The following is an 18,624-nucleotide window of genomic DNA, read 5'->3' on the forward strand; positions in this document are numbered from 1 at the left end:
ACGAGATCGGCATGGGCGACAACATCTGGCTCGGCGACCGCGACGCCGTACGCACCCCCATGCAGTGGACCCCCGACCGCAACGCCGGCTTCTCGACGTGCGATCCCGGCAGGCTCTACCTGCCGACCATCATGGACCCGGTCTACGGCTACCAGGTCACCAACGTGGAAGCCTCCATGTCCTCCCCGTCCAGCCTGCTGCACTGGACCCGCCGCATGATCGAGATCCGCAAGCAGAACCCCGCCTTCGGTCTCGGCTCGTTCACGGAACTGCAGTCCTCCAACCCGGCGGTCCTGGCGTTCCTGCGCGAGTACGGCGACGACCTGGTGCTGTGCGTGAACAACTTCTCCCGCTTCGCCCAGCCCACCGAACTCGACCTGCGGGCCTACGACGGACGGCACCCCGTCGAGCTGATCGGCGGAGTGCGTTTCCCCGCCATCGGTGAACTGCCGTACCTGCTGACCCTGCAGGGCCACGGCTTCTACTGGTTCCGGCTCACCCGAGTCGCATCCCGCATCGGCCGCCGCCGCTGACCCGTCCGGCGCCGAGGAAAGGACGCGTCACCCATGCCGAAGACCATCACACCCCGACCGCGCACAGCCACCGGCATCGACGGGCCCCTGGCCTCGCTGGGCGACCTCCTGCGCGAGTGGCTGCCGCGGCAACGGTGGTTCGCGGGCAAGGACCGGCCCGTCACCGATCTGTCGGTGCTGTCCACGACCGAGCTGTTCCCGGGGTGTCTGCACCTGCTGGTGCACGCCTCGCACGTGCCGGTGCCCACACCGGGCGGCACTCCCCCGCCCGGGGACTGCTACCAGCTGCTGCTGGGCCTGCGCCGGCACCTCGCGCCGCGCCTGGAACGGGCGTTCATCGGGCGCGCCCAGCAGGGCCCGCTGGCCGGGCTCGCGGTGTACGACGCGCTGCACGACCCGCGCTCCGCCGACCTGCTGCTGGAGCGGCTGCGGCAGCCCGGCACGGCGGGCCCGCTGCGGTTCGAGGCGGCACCGGGCGCCCAGGTGCCCGGCGGTCTGCCGCCACGGCTGCTGGACGCCGAGCAGTCCAACTCCTCCATCGTGTACGGCGACGCCTACATCCTGAAGGTGTTCCGGCGGATCCAGCCGGGCGTCAACCCGGACCTGGAGGTGCCGGCGGCACTGGCCGCGCAGGGCTGCGCCCGGGTGCCCGCGCCGGTGGCCTGGTTCACCACGACCGCACCGAGCCGGGCCACCCTCGGGGTGCTCCAGCCGTTCCTGCCGGACGCCACCGACGGCTGGTCGCTGGCGCTCAGCGCGCTCGCGGCGGGCGACGACTTCACCACCGAGGCCCGCGCGCTGGGCCGGGCCATGGCCGAGGTGCACCTGGCGCTGGCCGACGCCTTCCCGCCGGCCGGACCGGGCGAGAACGGCCGTACGGCCGAGGCGATGTGCGCGCGGCTGGACGCCGCCGCGCACGTGGTCCCCGGGCTGCTGCCCTTCGTGCCCGGCCTGAAGGCCGCGTTCGGGGCGCTCGCCACCTGCGACACCGGGCCGCCGGCCCAGCGCATCCACGGCGACCTGCACCTCGGGCAGGTGCTGCGGGCCGGCCGCGACTGGTTCGTCATCGACTTCGAGGGTGAACCGTCGCGTCCGCTCACCGAGCGCCGGGCCCCGCAGTCCCCCCTGCGTGACGTCGCCGGGATGCTGCGCTCCTTCGACTACGCGGCCCGGCAGCGCCGCCCCTGGCGACCCGAGTGGGCGCGCCGCTGCCGGGAGGCGTTCTGCGCGGGCTACGCGGCCCGCGCGGGCTGGGATCCACGCAAGAAGCACGCGCTGCTGCGCGCGCACGAGACGGACAGGGCGGTCTACGAGGTGCTGTACGAGGCGAGACACCGACCGGACTGGCTGCCGGTCCCGATGGCGGCGATCAAGCGGCTCGCCGTGTGGGGAGGCTGAACCATGGCACTGCGTGACACCACACGTCCCGAGGCCGCCGGGCCCGTGCCGCCCGCGACCGTCCCGCTGGACGCGGCGGACCGCGGCCGGCTGCTGGCCGGCGCGCACCACGACCCGCACGCCCTGCTGGGCGCCCACCCGGTGCCGGGCGGCACGCTGTTCCGGACGCTGCGCCCGAACGCCCGGGCGGTGAGCGTCGTGATCGACGGCGCGCGCACGGAGATGTGGTCGGAGGGCGACGGTCTCTTCGCCACCGTCCTGCCCTGCCCGGCGATCCCGGCGTACACCCTGGCAGTGACGTATGACGACGCCGAGCTGGAGGTGGAGGATCCCTACCGCTTCCTGCCCGCCCTCGGCGAGCTGGATCTGCATCTGATCCGGGAGGGCCGGCACGAGCAGCTGTGGCGGGCGCTCGGTGCCGAGCCGATGGTCCACGAAGGGGTGGCCGGCACCCGGTTCACCGTGTGGGCTCCGAACGCCCAAGGGGTGCGGGTGGCGGGGGACTTCACGTACTGGGACGGCACCCAGTACCCGATGCGCTCGCTCGGCGCGTCCGGGGTGTGGGAGCTGTTCCTGCCCGGGATCGGCGAGGGCACCCGGTACAAGTTCGAGATCACCTCCCGGTACGGTCACCGTTTCCTGAAGGCCGACCCGATGGCCCGGTGCACGGAGGTGCCGCCGGACACCGCGTCGGTCGTGACGGCCTCGCGCTACGAGTGGGGTGACACCGAGTGGATGACGCACCGCGGTGACACGCCCGTGCACCAGGCGCCGTTCTCGGTGTACGAGGTGCATCTGCCGTCCTGGCGGCCCGGCCTGTCTTACCGTCAGCTCGCCGAGGAACTCCCCGCGTACGTGAGGGGCATGGGCTTCACGCACGTGGAGCTGATGCCGGTGGCCGGACATCCCTTCAGCGGCTCCTGGGGCTATCAGGTCACCTCCTACTACGCGCCGACCCCGCGGCTCGGCACGCCGGACGACTTCCGGTACTTCGTGGACGCCTGTCACCGGGCCGGCCTCGGCGTGATCATGGACTGGGTGCCGGCGCACTTCCCGAAGGACGACTGGGCGCTGGGCCGGTTCGACGGGGACGCCCTGTACGAGCCGGGGAACGCCCTGCGGGCGGAGCACCCGGACTGGGGGACGTACGAGTTCGACTACGGCCGTACCGAGGTGCGCAACTTCCTCGTCGCCAACGCGGTGTACTGGTGCGAGGAGTTCCACATCGACGGGCTACGGGTCGACGCCGTCGCCTCCATGCTCTACCTGGACTACTCCCGTGACTCCGGCCAGTGGGAGCCCAACGTGTTCGGCGGCCGGGAGGACCTCGACGCGGCCGCCTTCCTGCAGGAGATGAACGCGACCGTGTACCGGCGCTGCCCGGGCGTGGTGACCATCGCCGAGGAGTCCACGGCCTGGGACGGCGTGACCCGGCCGACGGACGGCGGCGGCCTCGGGTTCGGGCTGAAGTGGAACATGGGCTGGATGCACGACTCGCTGGAGTACATCCAGAAGGAGCCGGTGCACCGCAAGTACCACCACGACGAGATGACCTTCTCGATGGTGTACGCCTACAGCGAGAACTACGTCCTGCCCATCTCCCACGACGAGGTGGTCCACGGCAAGCAGGCGCTGGTGTCGAAGATGCCCGGCGACTGGTGGCAGCGGCGCGCCAACCACCGTGCCTACCTGGGCTTCATGTGGGCGCATCCGGGCAAGCAGCTGTTGTTCATGGGGCAGGAGTTCGCCCAGGGGGCCGAGTGGTCCGAGGCGCACGGCCCCGAGTGGTGGCTGCTCGGCGACGACTACCACTCCGCGGGCGACCACCGGGGGGTCCAGGACCTGGTCCGGGACCTGAACACGGTGTACCGCGGGACGCCGGCGCTGTGGCAGCGGGACACCGACCCGGCGGGCTTCCGGTGGGTGCTGTGCGACGCGGCGGACGACAACGTACTGGCGTTCCTGCGGTTCGCCGCCGACGGCGGGCCGCTGCTCGCGGTGTCGAACTTCTCCCCCGTCGTCCGGCACGGCTACCGCCTGTGGGTGCCCGGCGACGTCCCCGCCTGGCGGGAGGAACTGAACACCGACGACGTCCGGTACGGCGGGAGCGGGGTCGGCACCGGGGCTCCGGTCAAGCCGCAGGACGGTTTCCTCGAAGTGACGCTGCCACCGCTCGCCACCGTCTGGCTGGCACCCGAGCGCTGAGGGCCGCAGGTGTCGGCGGCCGTCCGAGGGGCAGTCGGGGTCGTACAGATCCCTGACTGCCCCTTGTGGCACGGACAGAAGGGCGGCACGTGGTGCGCACCGTCGGAGTGGAGGAGGAACTCCTTCTGGTCGATCCGGACAGCGGCGAGCCGAAGGCCCTGGCGGCGGCCGTCCTCGCCCGCGCGGCCCAGGACGATCCCGGGCAGGACGTGTTCGAGAAGGAGCTGTTCGGGCAGATGCTGGAGTTCGCCACGCATCCGCAGTCGGACATGGGGGCCCTCGGCGAGGAGATCGTCCGCTGCCGCAAGGAGGCGGCCCGGCACGCCGGGCAGATCGGCTGCGGTGTCGCGGCACTGGCCACCTCGCCCCTGCCGGTCAGCCCCTCCCTGAGCGTGAACGAGCGCTATCAGTGGCTGGCCGAGCGGTACGGGATACCCACCTGGGACCAGCTCGTGTGCGGCTGCCATGTGCATGTGTCGGTCGAGTCCGACGAGGAGGGCATCGCGGTCCTCGACCGGATCCGCCCGTGGCTGCAAGTGCTGCGGGCGATCAGTGCCAACTCCCCGTTCTGGCAGGGCCGGAACACCGGTTACGCCAGCTATCGCAGCCGGGTGTGGAACCGCTGGCCGTCGGCCGGGCCGACCGAGCTGTTCGGGTCCGCCGAGCGGTACCACCGGCAGGTGGCCGACATGGTGGCCACCGGGGTCATCCTGGACGAGGGGATGGCGTACTTCGACTCGCGGCTGTCCGCCCGCTACCCCACCGTGGAGATCCGGGTGGCGGACGTCTGTCTGTGCGCGGAGACCGCCGTACTGATCGCGACGCTCGTCCGTGCCCTCGTGGAGACGGCCGCGGGCGAGTGGCGGGCGGGACGGCCGGCGCCCGATCCCCGGGTGAGCCTGCTGAGGCTGGCCGACTGGCAGGCCGCCCGGTTCGGGCTGGAGGAGGATCTGCTGGACCCGGTCACCCTGCGGCCGCGGCCCGCCGCCCGGGTGCTGGACTCGCTGCTGGAGTACGCCGGAGACGCGCTGACCGGGAGCGGCGACGCGGACCGCGCCGCGCGGGCCGTCGAGGAGCTGCTGCGCCGGGGCAACGGCGCGCGGGAGCAGCGCGCGCTGCTGGAGCGCACCGGCAGCCTGCGGGACGTCGTCACCGAGTGCGTGCGGCGTACGCAGGGGTGAGCGTCCCGCCGGGCGTGGTTCAGAGGATCAGGACGAGGGCGTAGACCAGGAAGAACGCCGCTATCAGCACGACCAGCAGCAGGATCAGCGTCAACGGTGTCCTGGCCCAGCCCCTGTGCCGGGCGTCCGGTTGACGGGGCCCGGCTTCGGGCAGGCTGCTCTCGGCGGGCGGGGTCTCACCCGGTGGCACGCCCCCGCCTGGCTCGAGACCGGTGGTCCGCTCGGGTTCCGGATCGGGGTTCACATGACTCATGTCTCCCGAGTCCCCAGAACACGCCCACATCATCAGCCGATCACGACTTCCCCGTTCCCGTCACCGAACGCGCTTACCTGGGCTACATTCGAGCACCGCCGACACCGAGCCGATCGGCGGAGTGACCCTCCGTACACCAGGAGCAGCGCATGCGCGACGTCGCCCTCGCTCCCGCTTTCACCCCGCCGCTCACCGGCGGCCTCGCCGACAGCGTCTTCGTGACGGCGGACCGGAATCCGACGCTGCCGGTGCTGGCGCGCCGCACCGGTCCCGCCGCGACCGGATGGGAGGAGGTGACGGCGGTCGAGCTGCGGGACGAGGTGGTCGATGTGGCCAAGGGCCTGATCGCCGCCGGAATCTCGCCCGGCCACCGGGTGGCCCTGATGGCGCGGACCCGTTACGAGTGGACGGTGCTGGCGCACGCGCTGTGGGCCGTGGGCGCCGAGGTGGTGCCCGTCCACCCGGCCTCCTCGCGGGACCAGGTCGAGTGGATCCTGCGGGACGCGGGCTGTGTGGCCGTGGTCGTGGAGGACGAGCAGGGCGTCATGACCGTCGGTACCGTGTGCACCCGGCTGCCGCGGCTGCGGCACGTCTGGCAGCTGGACGCGGGTGCCGTGTCCGACCTCGTCGAACGGGGCGCGGTGGTCCCGTACACCACGGTGGAGTCGCTGCGCCGGATCGTGCTGCCGGACTCCACGGCGGCCGTCGTGTACACCTCCGGCACGTCGGGGCATCCGATGGGCTGTGCGCTCAGCCACCGGGGCCTGGCCTACCCGTGCGACACCCTGCTGGCCGGCTGGGCGCACACCGCGGCACCCTCGGGGGAACAGCCGTCCGTGCTGGCCTTCCTGCCGTTCTCCCACGTCTACGGCATGATGATCATGCTGATGTGCGTGCGCGGCGGAGTGCTGATGGCGCATGAGCCGGAGCTGACCGAGACGGCGCTGGCGTCGGCCCTGAGCACGTTCCGGCCGACGTACCTGTACGGCGTGCCGTCGGTGTTCGAGCGGCTGTACAAGACGTTCCTGCGCACCGCCCAGGAGGCGGGCCGGGGCGCCCTGTTCGAGCGTGCCGCGCAGACCGCGCGGGAGTTCGCCGCGGCCGAGGAGCGCCGGCGGCTGGGCACCGGACCGGGCCCCGGGCTCGAACTCAGGCTGCAGCACGCCCTCTTCGAGCGGACGGTGTACCGCAGACTGCGGGCCGCGCTCGGCGGCCGGGCGGTGCGGGGCACCTCCGGCGGCTCCGCGCTGGGCCGCGAACTGTGCCTGTTCTACGAGGGCATCGGGATCTTCCTGCACGACGGGTACGGGCTCACCGAGGTCTCCGGCGGGATCACCATGCAGCCGCTCGGCCGGGAGAAGTCCGGGACGGTGGGGATGCCGCTGCCGGGCACCGAGGTCCAGGTGGCCGACGACGGGGAGATCCTGGTGCGCGGGCCGTCCGTGTTCCAGGGCTACATCAGCGACGAGGCGGCGACCCGGGCCGCGCTGCGCGGCGGCTGGCTGGCCACCGGTGACATCGGGCTGCTGGACTCCGAGGGCTATCTGACGATCACCGGGCGCAAGAAGGACATCATCGTCACCAGCGGCGGCAAGAGCGTGGCGCCGGCCCTGCTGGAGCAGCGGCTGCGCATGCACCCTCTGGTCCACCAGGCGGTGGTGATTGGCGACGACCGGCCCTGCGTCGGCGCGCTGATCACGCTGGACCCGGACTTCCTCGCGCACTGGCGGGGTTCCCTGGCGCTGCCGGGCGATCACCCGGGCCGGGAGGCCCGGGAGGAGAACGCGCTGCGCGAGGAGATCGCTCGGGCCGTGGCCTCGGCCAACAGCGCGGTGTCCCGCGCGGAGTCCATCAGGGTCTACCGTGTCCTCCAAGAACCGTTCGCACTGGACAACGGGCTGCTCACACCGTCCATGAAGCTGCGCCGGGACGCCGTCGTGCGGCACCACGCGGCCGAGATCGAGGCGATGTACCAGGCGCGTTCCCGGTCACGGCCGGTCGTGCGGGACCCGGCCGACTGGGACGAGACGGACGACGTCTTCCGTTGAGGAGGGGCAGCCGGGGGCGGACGGGCCGAGCGGAGACGGATAGTCCGCGCGGCGGGGGGAACCCGCAGCGGAGCGAGAGATCAGCAACGACGACCGTTCTGGTCGGATGGGCCGGTGGCCCTGCCCGGCCGGGGCCGGGGAATGCGAGATGGTGACGGAGCCGCGCTGGGACGACACACCTTCCTCGGAGGAGAGCTACGAGCGTTCGTTCTCCTTCCCCGGTGAGCTGCGCAATGTCACGGGGGCGCGGCTCGCGGCGGAGGAGTTCCTGTGCGCGCTCGCCCGGCACGCGCCGCCGGGCGCCCACGAGTACTGGGACGACATCCTGCTGGTCGTCACGGAGCTCGCCGCCAACGCGATCCAGTACGCGCCCGGCCCGTTCGATCTGCGGCTGCGCCGCACGTTCGACGGGGTGCATGTGACGATGCGCGACACGAACCGGACGGCACCGGAGCCGCGGCCCTTCCATCCGCACACCGGGGGCGGCGGCATCGGCTGGCACCTGGTGCACACGCTGTGCACCCAGGTCAGTGTCGTCGTGCACGACGCCGGCAAGGACATCCACGCGTTCCTGCCCTGGTGACGGGTGTTCGACGTGTAGGTGTGCGTCAACCGGTTACTCCACCCCGGGTGGGGGCATGTTGATCCCCACGCGTTCGTCTGCCTGCCGCGCACAGCTGGCGGAACGGCTGGAGGCACGGTGGGATCGGTGGGGTGCTCAGCGGTCCGGGGCGGGCGAGCGGCGTCGAGTCGGACCGCCTGGAGCCGCAGAAAGGGATGGACACCGTGACACGACCCAGGATCCTGGTGGTCGGCGCCGGTTTCGCCGGAGTCGATTGCGTCCGCCGCCTGGAGCGGAAACTCGCCCCTGACGAGGCCGACGTCACCCTGGTGACGCCGTTCGCCTACCAGCTGTATCTGCCGCTGCTGCCGCAGGTCGCCTCCGGCGTGCTCACGCCGCAGTCGATCGCCCTGTCCTTGCGCCGGAGCAAGAAGTACCGCACGCGGATCATCCCGGGCGGTGCGATCGGTGTGGACCTGAAGTCCAAGGTGTGCGTCATCCGCACCATCACCGACAAGATCGTCAACGAGTCCTACGACTACATCGTGCTGGCACCGGGCAGCGTGACCCGCACCTTCGACATCCCCGGCCTGACCGATCACGCCTTCGGGATGAAGACGCTCGCCGAGGCCGCCTACATCCGCGACCACGTCATCGCGCAGCTCGACCTGGCGGACGCCAGCGAGGACCCGGCCGAGCGGGCCGCGCGACTGCAGTTCGTGGTGGTGGGCGGCGGATATGCGGGCACCGAGACCGCGGCCTGCCTGCAGCGGCTGACGCACGCCGCCGTGCGGCGCTATCCGCGGCTGGACCCGGGGCTGATCCGGTGGCATCTGATCGACATCGCGCCGCGGCTCATGCCGGAACTGGGCGCCAAGCTCGGCCGCAGCGCCCAGGAGATCCTGAAGCGGCGCGGCATCGACGTCTCGCTCGGCGTCTCGATCGACAAGGCCGGCCCGGAGGAGGTCACCTTCACCGACGGCCGGGTGGTGCCGACACACACCCTGATCTGGACGGCCGGTGTGGTCGCCAGCCCGCTGATCGCCACGCTAGGCGCGGAGACGGTCAAGGGCCGGCTGGCGGTCACCGCCGAGATGTGCCTGCCGGGGCACGACGGGGTGTTCGCGCTCGGCGACTCGGCGGCCGTGCCGGACCTGGCGAAGGGGCAGGAGGGCGCCGTCTGCCCGCCCACCGCGCAGCACGCCATGCGGCAGGGCAGGAAGGTCGCCGACAACGTCATCGCCGCACTGCGGGGGCTGCCGCTGCAGCCGTACGAGCACAAGGATCTGGGGCTGGTGGTGGACCTGGGCGGCAAGGACGCGGTGTCCAAGCCGCTCGGCGTCGAGCTGCGCGGGCTGGCGGCGCAGGCGGTGGCCCGCGGCTACCACTGGTCGGCGCTGCGCACCAACGTCGCCAAGACCCGGGTGCTGACCAACTGGCTGCTGAACGCGGTCGCGGGCGACGATTTCGTCCGCACCGGCTTCCAGGCGCGCAAGCCCGCCCGGCTGAAGGACTTCGAGTTCACCGACTCGTACCTGACGCCGGAACAGGTACGGGCGCGCGTGGGCGACACCGCACCCGATCGGCCCTGAGGCGATCGGGATCACCCCGGGACCGCCGGTCATCGCGCACCGGACCGGCGGTCGTGTCGGGTGATCCACACGGCCGGTCGCCCGGCTGAGGCCGGAGCACGGACTCGGCCACGGCCATGCGGGCGCCCCGGCGGCCCGCGGTCCCGGCCGAGGGCGGGCAGGGCCCCTGGCTCGATCAGGCCGGGCGGCCCTGGCGCCGCTTCCCCAGTGCCTGCAACGGCGCGCGAGGTATCCCCATCACGGGACCCCGCTCCGTGCCCCGGCCGGTGCAGACGAAAGTCCCTCACCGGGGCCCGCGTGCGATGCTGGGGCGGAGATCGTTTTCTGGAACGGGAGAGAGCACGGCGGCGTGAGCGCAGCGGCACGGTCGGGACGGGTACGGATGTGGGACCGGCTCGCGGCGTCGGATCCGGGGCTGCTCCGGCTCACCGCGGGGCTGCGCACGGTCACCGCCATCGCCCTGACCCTCGCGGTCCTCGCCGTGCTGCGCGTCCCGGTGTCCCAGCTGGTCGCCGGGGCCATCGCGGCGATGGTCGCCACGTTCGCCATCCGGGAGAAGCAGTGGGGCCCGCAGGCCGTCACGCTCGCGCTGGGCCTGCCGATGGCGCTGGCCTCGGTGACCCTGGGCGCGTTGCTCAACCGATGGGCCGTCGTGGGCGACGTGTTCTTCGTCGTCCTCATCTTCTGCGCGGTCTACGGCCGCCGGTTCGGCGACCGGGGCACGGCGCTGGGGCTGATCGGCTTCCAGGTGTACTTCCTCTCCCTGTTCGTGGGGGCGACGCCCGCCGGGCTGCCCGCGCTGTACGGCGTCATCGGCGTGGCGTTCGTGTGCAGCGCCGTCGCCCGGTTCGTGCTGCTGCCGCAGACGCCGGCGGGCACGCTGGACCGGCTGCGGCGGGCCTTCCGCGCCCGGCTCGCCCAGCTGCTCGCCACGCAGGTCGAGTTGCTGGACGCCGGGCCCGACGACGTGGAGAAGGTGCTGGAGGAGCTGCGCACCGGTACCGCGCGGCTGCACGAGACGGCGCTGATGATCCAGGGCCGGCTGGAGGACGGCACATCGGACCCGGCCGTGGCCCGGCTGCTCCAGCGCCGCATCGCGGACGCCGAGATCGCCGCCGAGCGGCTCGGTCTGCTGCTGCTCACCGCGCGCAGTGCCGAGCGGACCGACACCCTCACCCTGCATCTGCCGGGTGCCCCGCTGCCCTCCGGCGGCGAGCTGCCGGTGCGGGACGAGGCCACGGCCGCGCTGCGCCGGGACCTGAAGGCGCTGCGGGTGCTGATGCTGCGGCCGGCCGGCGAGGCGTCGGGGACCGCGCTCGCCCAGGTGCGCAACCGGCTGCTCGGCTATCGCGAGGAGGAGAACCTGCCCGAGGCCGCCCCGGCCGTGCAGGACGTCTTCCGGGGCCTCGGCGAGGCCGCGCGGGCCGCGATGGGTCTGCGGGTCGCGCTGGAGGGGCCGCAGGACGAGTCGGACGACTCCCCGGCGACCGCCCGCTCGCGGGAGGAGCTGGACGCGGAGGACGCCGCGATCGAGATCAGCGAGGAGAGCGAACCGCAGGAGGCGGAGCCGGCCGGTCTGAAGCGGCCCACGACCCGGGCCGCGGTCCAGGTGGCCGTCGGCTCCTCGCTGGCCATCGCCGGCGGTGAGCTGCTGTCCAGCCAGCGCTGGTACTGGGCGGTGCTGACCTGCTGGATCGTGTTCATCAACACCGCCTCCACCGGGGAGATCCTGGTGAAGGGCTACCGGCGGCTGCTGGGCACGGTGCTCGGGGTGGTGGCCGGCATCGGGCTCGCCGGGCTGGTCGGGCACCACACCTGGACGGCGTTCGCGCTGGTGCTGGTGTTCATCTTCGTGATGTTCTACACCGCGCCCCTGTCGTACACCCTGATGTCGTTCTTCGTCACGGCGATGCTGGGGCTGCTCTACACCCTGCTGAACACGTACAGCACCTCGGTGCTGGTGCTGCGGATCGAGGAGACGGCGCTCGGCGCGGCCTGCGGGGTGATCGCGGCCGCGCTGGTGCTGCCGGTCCACACCGACCGCCGTACCAACGACCTCCTGGTGGCGGCGCTGAACCGGCTCGCCGAGGTCACCCGGGGCGCCGTCGACCAGCTGAGCGGCGGGACCGGCGGTGACCTGGTGGAGCAGGCGCGCGAGCTGGACCAGGCGCTGGCGGACCTGCGGGCGGCCACCCAGCCGCTGACCCATCCGATCACACCGCTGCGCTCACGCCGGGACACGGCCCGGTACGTGGTGGCGCTGCTGGAGACCTGCGCCTACCACGGCCGTTCCCTCGCGGCCACGGCCGAGCTGCTGCCGACGCATCCGTCGATCGCGGCGGATCCGCGGCTGCGCGGGGCGTGCGGGCGGATCGTGCACAACATCGAGGCGATCGCCGCGCATGTGGCGGACCCGCGGTCCGCCGAGGAGATCGAGACCGGCCCCAGCATCGCGTCGATGCTGGAGCCGGGCAGTCTGCGCACCCCGCGCTACGGCCGGGTGACCGACCGGGTGCTGCGGCATCTGCAGCGGCTGGACGAGGCGGTCTCGGGGCTGGCCCGCCCGCTGGGTGTGGCCGGCGGGCCCGCGCAGCCGCGGAGGTGAGCGCTCACCGCCGGTCGGCACCGGGGTGGCGGCTGCCCAGCACCTCGTCGCGGACGCGGGCGCAACTGCGGCTGATCAGCCGGGAGACGTGCATCTGGGAGATGCCGAGCCGGTCGGCGATGCGGCTCTGGGTCATGTCCTCGAAGAAGCGCATGTAGAGGATGGCCCGCTCGCGCTCGGGCAGCCGGCGCAACCCCTCCTTGGCGGCCTCGCGGTCGACCACCACGTCGTAGGAGGTGTCGGTCTCGCCGAGGGTGTCGGCGAGGCTGTAGCCGTCGTCGCCGGTGGACAGCTCGGCGTCCAGTGAGAGGGTGCTGAAGCTCTCCAGCGCCTCCAGTCCGGCGGTCACCTCTTCCTCGGTGAGGCCGGTGTGGGAGGCGATGGCCGCGACGGTGGGCTCGGGGCTGCCGGGGTGCTGGGTGAGTTCGCGCCGGGCCACCCGTACCCGGTTGCGCAGTTCCTGCACCCGGCGCGGCACCCTCAGGGCCCACATCCGGTCGCGGAAGTGCCGCTTGACCTCTCCGGTGATGGTCGGCACCGCGTAGCTCTCGAAGGCCCCGCGGGACGGGTCGAAGCGGTCGATGGCCTTCACCAGGCCGAGCGCGGCCACCTGCCGCAGATCCTCGACGGACTCGCCGCGGTCGCGGAACCGGCCGGCGATCCGGTGGGCCATGGGCAGCCAGGCGGTGACGAGTTCGTCGCGTAGGGCGTCCCGCTCCGGACCGTCGTCCAGTTCCGCCAGCCGGGCGAACTGCTCGGCGGTGTGGGGGGCGTCGTCGTGGTTCCGTCGACCGGACGCCGGGGCGCCGGCGGGGGCGGTCGCGCCGGGACGGCTTGTCGACATGTCGGTCAGCATGCGGAATCGCTCCTGAACGTGGTTTCAGGGCATGGACGGAACGCGGGTTCCGGGTCCTGGCCCGAACGGTGGTGTCAGGGGTCGCCACGGGGCTGAGCCGCCGGGTCCGCCGAGGAGCGGGCCCAGACAGCGGTCGTGTCTCCCCGCTGAGCGCGCGCCTCCGGTCCGAAGCACGAGGTTCCGTCTGCCCCCCGGTCATGCGCGCAAACGCCGAGCGGCGGAACTTCGGGTACCGCTTCAGTTCAGCGGTACGACGGCGGTGATGCACTTGCCGCCGCGGGGCAGCTCGGCCACCCGGACGTCGCGGGCCAGCCGGCATACGATGGGCCAGCCGCGGCCGCCCGGCCGGGTGCGGCCGCGCTCGTCGGCGGCCTGGAGGGCCACCGGCAGTTCGTCGCTGCGGTCGCTGACCGAGACCCGGACGCCACCGGCGTCGACCTCGACGTCGAAGCCGGTGATGCCGCCGCCGTGCAGCAGGGCGTTGGTGGTGAGTTCCGAGGTGACCAGCAGGGCGTCCGCCACCGCCTCGGGCGGACACGCGAGGGCGCGGGCCCGGCACCGTTCGTGCACCACCCGCTCCACCGTTCTGCGGGCCTCGGCCGGCCGGCCCGGCACCCGGCGGTGCGTGTCCGGCAGGGTCGCGGAGGAGCGGGTCCGGTGGTTGTCGAGCATCCTTTCCTCCCTGGACGGTGCCCGGGTTGTGTTGCTCTCTCCTTTCGGCTGACCTCCGAAGCCGCCCTCAAACACTCTCGGTGCCGCTGCCATCACCTGGATCGGGGCGGGTACCCGCCCCCGTATGACGGATGTGGTGGACGCGGACGAGTTGTTGCGGCGGATCCGGCGGGGCCGGGAGCACGCGGCCGCACAGGAGCGGGCCTGCCGGGAGCGGGCCCGGAGCCTGGCGGCGACGGACCCGGAGGGTGCGCGGGAGGCGGCGGACCGGGCGGTGGCCTTCGAGGCGGTGCTGCGGGTGCTGGAGGAGATCGTCCGCCCGGGCGGGGCGCCGGAGCGAGCGGACGGAGTGAAGCAGGTCACCTGACCCGTACTGAGTTACCGGTCAGTGCACAAGATGGTTTATTGTTCATCCATACGTGATGCGGGAGTGGCGCGGAACCGTCCTTCCCCCCTCCCACGCGTCACCGCATACGGCCCTGGCTGGCTTCCCCCGTCCAGCCAGGGCTTTTTGCCGCCCGGAGGGCGACAGGGGGCCGCCGGGCCGCCTCCTTCGAGGTGCTCGGGGCGGCGGCAGCGGCTGAAATGGGCTTAAGCACAGCACCGCAACCGCCGCCGGTGAGGAGCCCCGCGCCATGACCAAAGCGATCAAACTGCTCACCGCCCTCCCCCAGGCGCAGCGCGAGCGCCTCATGGAGGTGGCCAAGGAGGTGTCCTTCGCGGAGGACACCCGCATCTTCGAGGCGGGCGGCACGGCCGACCGGTTCTGGGTGATCCGCTCCGGTGCCGTCCATCTGGACCAGCAGGTCACCTCCCGGCAGCGGGTGACCGTGGCCTCGCTCGGCGCGGGAGACCTGCTCGGCTGGTCGTGGCTGTTCCCGCCGTACCGGTGGGACTTCGGCGCGGTGGCCTTCAGCAACGTAAGGGCCTACGAGTTCGACGGGCCGTCGGTGCTCGCGCTGTGCGTGGAGGATCCGCTGCTCGGGCTCTCGGTGGTCCGGACGGTGGCCGAGATCCTCGCCAACCGGCTGGAGACGACCCGCGGGAAGCTGATGGACCAGTACACGATGCGCCGGGCGCGGGGACCGCTGTAGGCCGTCAGACGCGGTAGCGGCGCAGTGCGGGGACGGCGCAGGCCAGGGCCAGCATCACCACGACGACCAGGGCTCCGCCGCCCGCGACGGCGGCGCGTGGGCCGAACGCCGCGCCGGCCGTGCCGTGCAGCACGTCGGCCAGGCGCGGGCCGCCCGCGACGACCACCGTGAACACCCCCTGCATCCGGCCGCGCATCTCGTCCGTGGCGGCCGACAGCAGGATGGCGCCGCGGAACACCATCGAGACCATGTCGGCGACCCCGGCCGCGGCGAGGAAGAGCACGGCGACCCAGAGGTTCCCGCTCAGTCCGAACCCGGCGATGGCCACGCCCCAGGCGACGACCGCCCCGATGACCATCGGGCCGTGCCGCCGGGCCCGCGAGAACACGCCGGAGAACAGGCCGCCGAGCACCGCGCCGACCGGGATGCCGGCGAACAGCACACCGAGGGCGACGCCCTCGCCCCAGGAGCCGTACGTCTGCGCCGCCAGCTGCGGGAACAGGGCACGGGGCATGCCGAACACCATGGCCACGATGTCGGCGAGGAAGGACAGCAGCAGCACCTTGTGCCGGGAGATGTACCGGAAGCCGGCCGCTATCTCGCGCACCCCGGCCCGGCGGGCGGCCGAGCCGTCGAGCGGCGGCAGCGCGGGCAGCCGGTGGACGGCCCACACGGTCACGCAGAGCGCCAGCGCGTCGACCAGATACAGCTCGGGCAGCCCGATCACCGGGATGAGCACGCCGGCGAGCAGCGGGCCGGCCACCAGGCCGGTCTGCATCACCGTCGAACCGAGCGCGTTGGCCGCGGGCAGCTGCTCCGCCGGCACCAGGCGGGCGATGGAGGCGGTGCGGGCGGGCGCGTTGAGCCCGAAGAACGCCTGTTGCAGCGCCAGCAGGACCATGAGGACGCCGACCGAGTCCAGGCCGGTGACGGCCTGCGCCCAGAACAGCAGCGAGGTCACCGCGATACCGGTGTTGGTCACCAGCAGCAGTTTGCGGCGGTCCACGGTGTCGGCGACCGCCCCGCCCCACAGCGCGAAGGCGACCATCGGCACCAGCCCGGCCAGGCTCGCGTAGCCGACCCAGGCCGAGGAGTGGGTGATGTCGTAGATCTGCTTGGGTACGGCGACGGCGGTGAGCTGGCTGCCGACGGCGGTGACGATGGTCGACGACCACAGGCGCCGGTAGGCGGGTATGCGCAGCGGGCGGGTGTCCATCGCCCAGCGGCGCCAGCCGCGCCGGGGCGGGGCCTCGTCCGCCGGCGCGTCGGTATCGGTCTCGGTGGTGCTCTCGCTGGTGTCCACGGATGTCCTGGTTGCTCGTTACATCTTTTCGCTTCGCGAACCTAACTATCACAGCAACACCCGTGTGCGACGAACGGATTCCTCAGGATCCGGCCACCAGGGTCGCGCCCAGGGCCAGCATGGTGACCGCGACCAGGCCGTCCAGGACGCGCCAGGCACCCGGGCGGGCCAGGAACCGGCCGAGGAGGCGGGCGCCGAAGCCGAGCGCGGCGAACCAGCACAGGCTGGCGAGCGCGGCGCCGAGCCCGAAGGTCCAGCGCAGCGGGCCCCGGTCGGCGGCGATGGAGCCGAGCAGGAACACGGTGTCCAGGTACACGTGCGGGTTCAGCCAGGTCATCGCCAGACAGGTGAGCACCGCCCGGCGGCGCGAGCCGGCCGCCTCGCCCTCCGCGCGCAGCCCGGTGCCGACGGGCCTGAGGACCCGGCGGGCGGCCAGGGCGCCGTAGCAGAGCAGGAAGACACCGCCGACGATCCCGATCGCCCGGAGCGCGCCCGGCCAGGCCACCACGACCGCGCCGACCCCGCCGACGCCGAGCCCGATGAGCAGCGCGTCGGACAGGGCGCAGATGCCGACCACGGCGAGGACCGCGTCCCGGCGCACCCCCTGGCGCAGGACGAAGGCGTTCTGGGCGCCGATGGCGACGATCAGGGAGAGGCCGGTGCCGAATCCGGCGGCCGCGGCGGTCAGGGCGTGGGTCATGCCCCCGACGGTAGAAAGACGCCGCGGACAAGTACAGCTAAAGATTTTTACGTACCCTTAGCGTTCATGATGACAGAGCTGCCCCTGGAGCAGGTGCGGACGCTGCTGGCCGTGGTGGACGAGGGCACCTTCGACGCGGCCGCCGTCGCCCTGCACGTGACGCCGTCGGCGGTCAGCCAGCGGGTGAAGGCCCTCGAACAGCGCACCGGCCGGGTACTGCTCCAGCGCACGAAGCCGGTGCGGCCCACCGAGTCCGGCGCGGTGCTGGTCCGGTACGCGCGCCAGCTCGCCCGGCTGGAACGGGACGCCTGGGGAGAACTGGGGCTGAGCGGCACCGGGGAGCCGACCCGGGTGTCGGTCGCGGTGAACGCGGACTCGCTGGCGACGTGGTTCCTGCCGGCCCTCACCCGGGTCGCGGGCCTCTGCTTCGAACTGCACCGGGAGGACGAGGACCACACGGCGGCGCTGCTGCGGGAGGGCCTGGTGATGGCGGCGGTGACCTCCTCCCCCGACCCGGTGCCGGGCTGCACGGTCCGTCCGCTCGGCCGGATGCGCTACCTGCCGGTGGCCGCCCCCGGGTTCATCACGGCCCATCTCGACGGGCGGCCCATGCCGGAGGCGCTGTCCCGGGCGCCGGTAGTGGCCTTCGACCGCAAGGACGACTTCCAGGACGGTTTCGCGCGCCGGCTCGGCGGGCGGCCGGCCGGCCCGTTCCGGCACCATGTGCCCACCTCGGAGGGGTTCCTGGACGCGGTCGCCGCGGGACTCGGCTGGGGCCTGGTCCCGGAGGTGCAGGCCGGCCCCCTGCTGGACCGGGGACGGCTGGCCCTGCTCACCCCCGGCGAGTACATGGACGTCACGCTCCACTGGCAGCAGTGGAGGCTGGACTCCCCCGCGCTGGCGGCCCTCGCCGACGCGGTGACCGCGACGGCGGCGGAGACACTGCGCCGCTGAGCCGCCCGGGGCCCGCGGCGCCGTGACGGGAAGGTCCCACGGCGCGACGAATTCGGGCGAGTCAGCACAAGGCGGGCGCTTGGCGGTCCGGGGCGGAGTACCGTGGTCGCGCGGTGGCGCGGCAGCCCGGGGGCAGGTGGCCCGCCGGTCCCAACTCCCCGTCACCGGTGCCCGGTCGGGCGGCGCCGTGCTCTGCGCGCCCCGCTTCCCGGCCTGTTGACCGCCCCCGGCCCCGCGCGGGCGTCGGCGCCCCGCGGCGACCGGCGCCCGATGGTCGCCCGATCCCCTCCGGTTGTCCCGTTTCACGTCTTGTCCCGTTTCACGTCGCGCCGACCGGTCACCCGACCCCGGAGAACGCATGCGGAACGCATGCCACAGGGCACGGACGACTTCGATCCGAATCAGGAGACTTCGATGGACAACTGGCGCACTCACGCCGCTTGCCGACACGAGGACCCCGATCTGTTCTTCCCGATCGGCACCACCGGGCCCGCCCAGGTGCAGGCCCAGCAGGCCAAGGCGGTGTGCGGGCGATGCCCGGTCCGCGAACAGTGCCTCGACTGGGCGCTGGACACGGGACAGAGCATCGGCGTCTGGGGCGGTACGACGGAGTTGGAGCGGCGCGCGCTGCGGCGCCGGGCACGCTCGCGCCCGCGCTCCGGCTGACC

The 18,624-nt window shown here is 72.9% G+C and carries 17 protein-coding genes; 12 read left to right on the forward strand and 5 right to left on the reverse strand.

Annotation, left to right across the window (positions count from 1 at the left end):
- The 4 genes from FHS34_RS04540 to FHS34_RS04555 all read left to right on the forward strand — a co-directional run.
- The coding region (locus FHS34_RS04540) for an alpha-glucosidase C-terminal domain-containing protein (RefSeq protein WP_245002113.1) at positions 1-533 on the forward strand (533 nt) is incomplete at its 5' end.
- A gap of 33 nt (positions 534-566) precedes the next feature.
- Positions 567-1,931: a maltokinase N-terminal cap-like domain-containing protein gene (locus tag FHS34_RS04545; RefSeq protein ID WP_184961366.1), complete on the forward strand. Its 1,365-nt coding sequence runs from the start codon at positions 567-569 to the stop codon at positions 1,929-1,931.
- Positions 1,932-1,934: 3 nt separating this feature from the next.
- A complete protein-coding gene (gene glgB / locus FHS34_RS04550; RefSeq protein ID WP_184961368.1) occupies positions 1,935-4,136 on the forward strand; it encodes a 1,4-alpha-glucan branching enzyme in 2,202 nt (733 codons plus the stop codon).
- Between the two features lie 92 nt (positions 4,137-4,228).
- Complete coding sequence (locus FHS34_RS04555; protein ID WP_184962817.1) at positions 4,229-5,317, forward strand: glutamate--cysteine ligase 2; 1,089 nt, start codon at positions 4,229-4,231, stop codon at positions 5,315-5,317.
- A 19-nt stretch (positions 5,318-5,336) separates the two neighbouring features.
- On the opposite strand, the gene FHS34_RS04560 is transcribed toward FHS34_RS04555, so the two are convergent.
- A complete protein-coding gene (locus tag FHS34_RS04560; protein ID WP_184961370.1) occupies positions 5,337-5,570 on the reverse strand; it encodes a DUF6480 family protein in 234 nt (77 codons plus the stop codon).
- Between the two features lie 149 nt (positions 5,571-5,719).
- On the opposite strand from FHS34_RS04560, the gene FHS34_RS04565 reads away from it, so the two are divergent.
- The 4 genes from FHS34_RS04565 to FHS34_RS04580 all read left to right on the forward strand — a co-directional run bounded on the left by FHS34_RS04565 (position 5,720) and on the right by FHS34_RS04580 (position 12,377).
- Positions 5,720-7,618, forward strand: a complete 1,899-nt coding sequence (locus FHS34_RS04565) for an AMP-dependent synthetase/ligase (RefSeq protein WP_184961372.1) — start codon at positions 5,720-5,722, stop codon at positions 7,616-7,618.
- Positions 7,619-7,766: 148 nt separating this feature from the next.
- On the forward strand, positions 7,767-8,201 hold the full coding sequence (locus FHS34_RS04570) for an ATP-binding protein (protein ID WP_184961374.1): 435 nt from the start codon (positions 7,767-7,769) through the stop codon (positions 8,199-8,201).
- A 194-nt stretch (positions 8,202-8,395) separates the two neighbouring features.
- A complete protein-coding gene (locus FHS34_RS04575) occupies positions 8,396-9,772 on the forward strand; it encodes an NAD(P)/FAD-dependent oxidoreductase (protein WP_184961376.1) in 1,377 nt (458 codons plus the stop codon).
- A gap of 382 nt (positions 9,773-10,154) precedes the next feature.
- Entirely contained in the window at positions 10,155-12,377 is a 2,223-nt protein-coding gene (locus tag FHS34_RS04580; protein ID WP_184962819.1) for an FUSC family protein, read from the forward strand.
- 4 nt (positions 12,378-12,381) lie between these two features.
- Here the strand turns inward: FHS34_RS04580 and FHS34_RS04585 are convergent, their stop codons facing one another.
- Entirely contained in the window at positions 12,382-13,233 is an 852-nt protein-coding gene (locus tag FHS34_RS04585; RefSeq protein WP_184961378.1) for a SigB/SigF/SigG family RNA polymerase sigma factor, read from the reverse strand.
- 237 nt (positions 13,234-13,470) lie between these two features.
- On the reverse strand, positions 13,471-13,905 hold the full coding sequence (locus FHS34_RS04590; RefSeq protein WP_184961381.1) for an ATP-binding protein: 435 nt from the start codon (positions 13,903-13,905) through the stop codon (positions 13,471-13,473).
- A gap of 124 nt (positions 13,906-14,029) precedes the next feature.
- Here FHS34_RS04590 and FHS34_RS04595 point away from each other — a divergent pair, with 124 nt between their 5' ends.
- Together FHS34_RS04595 and FHS34_RS04600 are read left to right on the forward strand one after the other, a co-directional pair.
- Positions 14,030-14,272 (forward strand): hypothetical protein, encoded by a 243-nt coding sequence (locus FHS34_RS04595; RefSeq protein WP_184962960.1) that lies wholly within the window; start codon positions 14,030-14,032, stop codon positions 14,270-14,272.
- Positions 14,273-14,540: 268 nt separating this feature from the next.
- Complete coding sequence (locus FHS34_RS04600) at positions 14,541-14,999, forward strand: cyclic nucleotide-binding domain-containing protein (protein WP_184961383.1); 459 nt, start codon at positions 14,541-14,543, stop codon at positions 14,997-14,999.
- 4 nt (positions 15,000-15,003) lie between these two features.
- Here FHS34_RS04600 and FHS34_RS04605 read toward each other — a convergent pair whose 3' ends face one another.
- Together FHS34_RS04605 and FHS34_RS04610 are read right to left on the reverse strand one after the other, a co-directional pair.
- Positions 15,004-16,302 carry an MFS transporter gene (locus tag FHS34_RS04605; RefSeq protein ID WP_184961385.1) on the reverse strand — a complete coding sequence of 433 codons (1,299 nt, stop codon included), beginning with the start codon at positions 16,300-16,302 and terminating at the stop codon, positions 15,004-15,006.
- A gap of 82 nt (positions 16,303-16,384) precedes the next feature.
- Positions 16,385-17,002, reverse strand: a complete 618-nt coding sequence (locus tag FHS34_RS04610; protein WP_184961387.1) for a LysE/ArgO family amino acid transporter — start codon at positions 17,000-17,002, stop codon at positions 16,385-16,387.
- A 66-nt stretch (positions 17,003-17,068) separates the two neighbouring features.
- Here FHS34_RS04610 and FHS34_RS04615 point away from each other — a divergent pair, with 66 nt between their 5' ends.
- The gene (locus FHS34_RS04615) at positions 17,069-17,956 is read left to right on the forward strand and encodes a LysR family transcriptional regulator ArgP (protein WP_184961390.1); all 888 of its coding nucleotides are present in this window, start codon (positions 17,069-17,071) and stop codon (positions 17,954-17,956) included.
- Between the two features lie 414 nt (positions 17,957-18,370).
- A complete protein-coding gene (locus FHS34_RS04620; protein ID WP_184961392.1) occupies positions 18,371-18,622 on the forward strand; it encodes a WhiB family transcriptional regulator in 252 nt (83 codons plus the stop codon).
- Positions 18,623-18,624: the final 2 nt, after the last annotated feature.

Source organism: Streptomyces echinatus, assembly GCF_014203595.1.
GTDB classification, from domain to species: Bacteria; Actinomycetota; Actinomycetes; order Streptomycetales; family Streptomycetaceae; genus Streptomyces; species Streptomyces echinatus.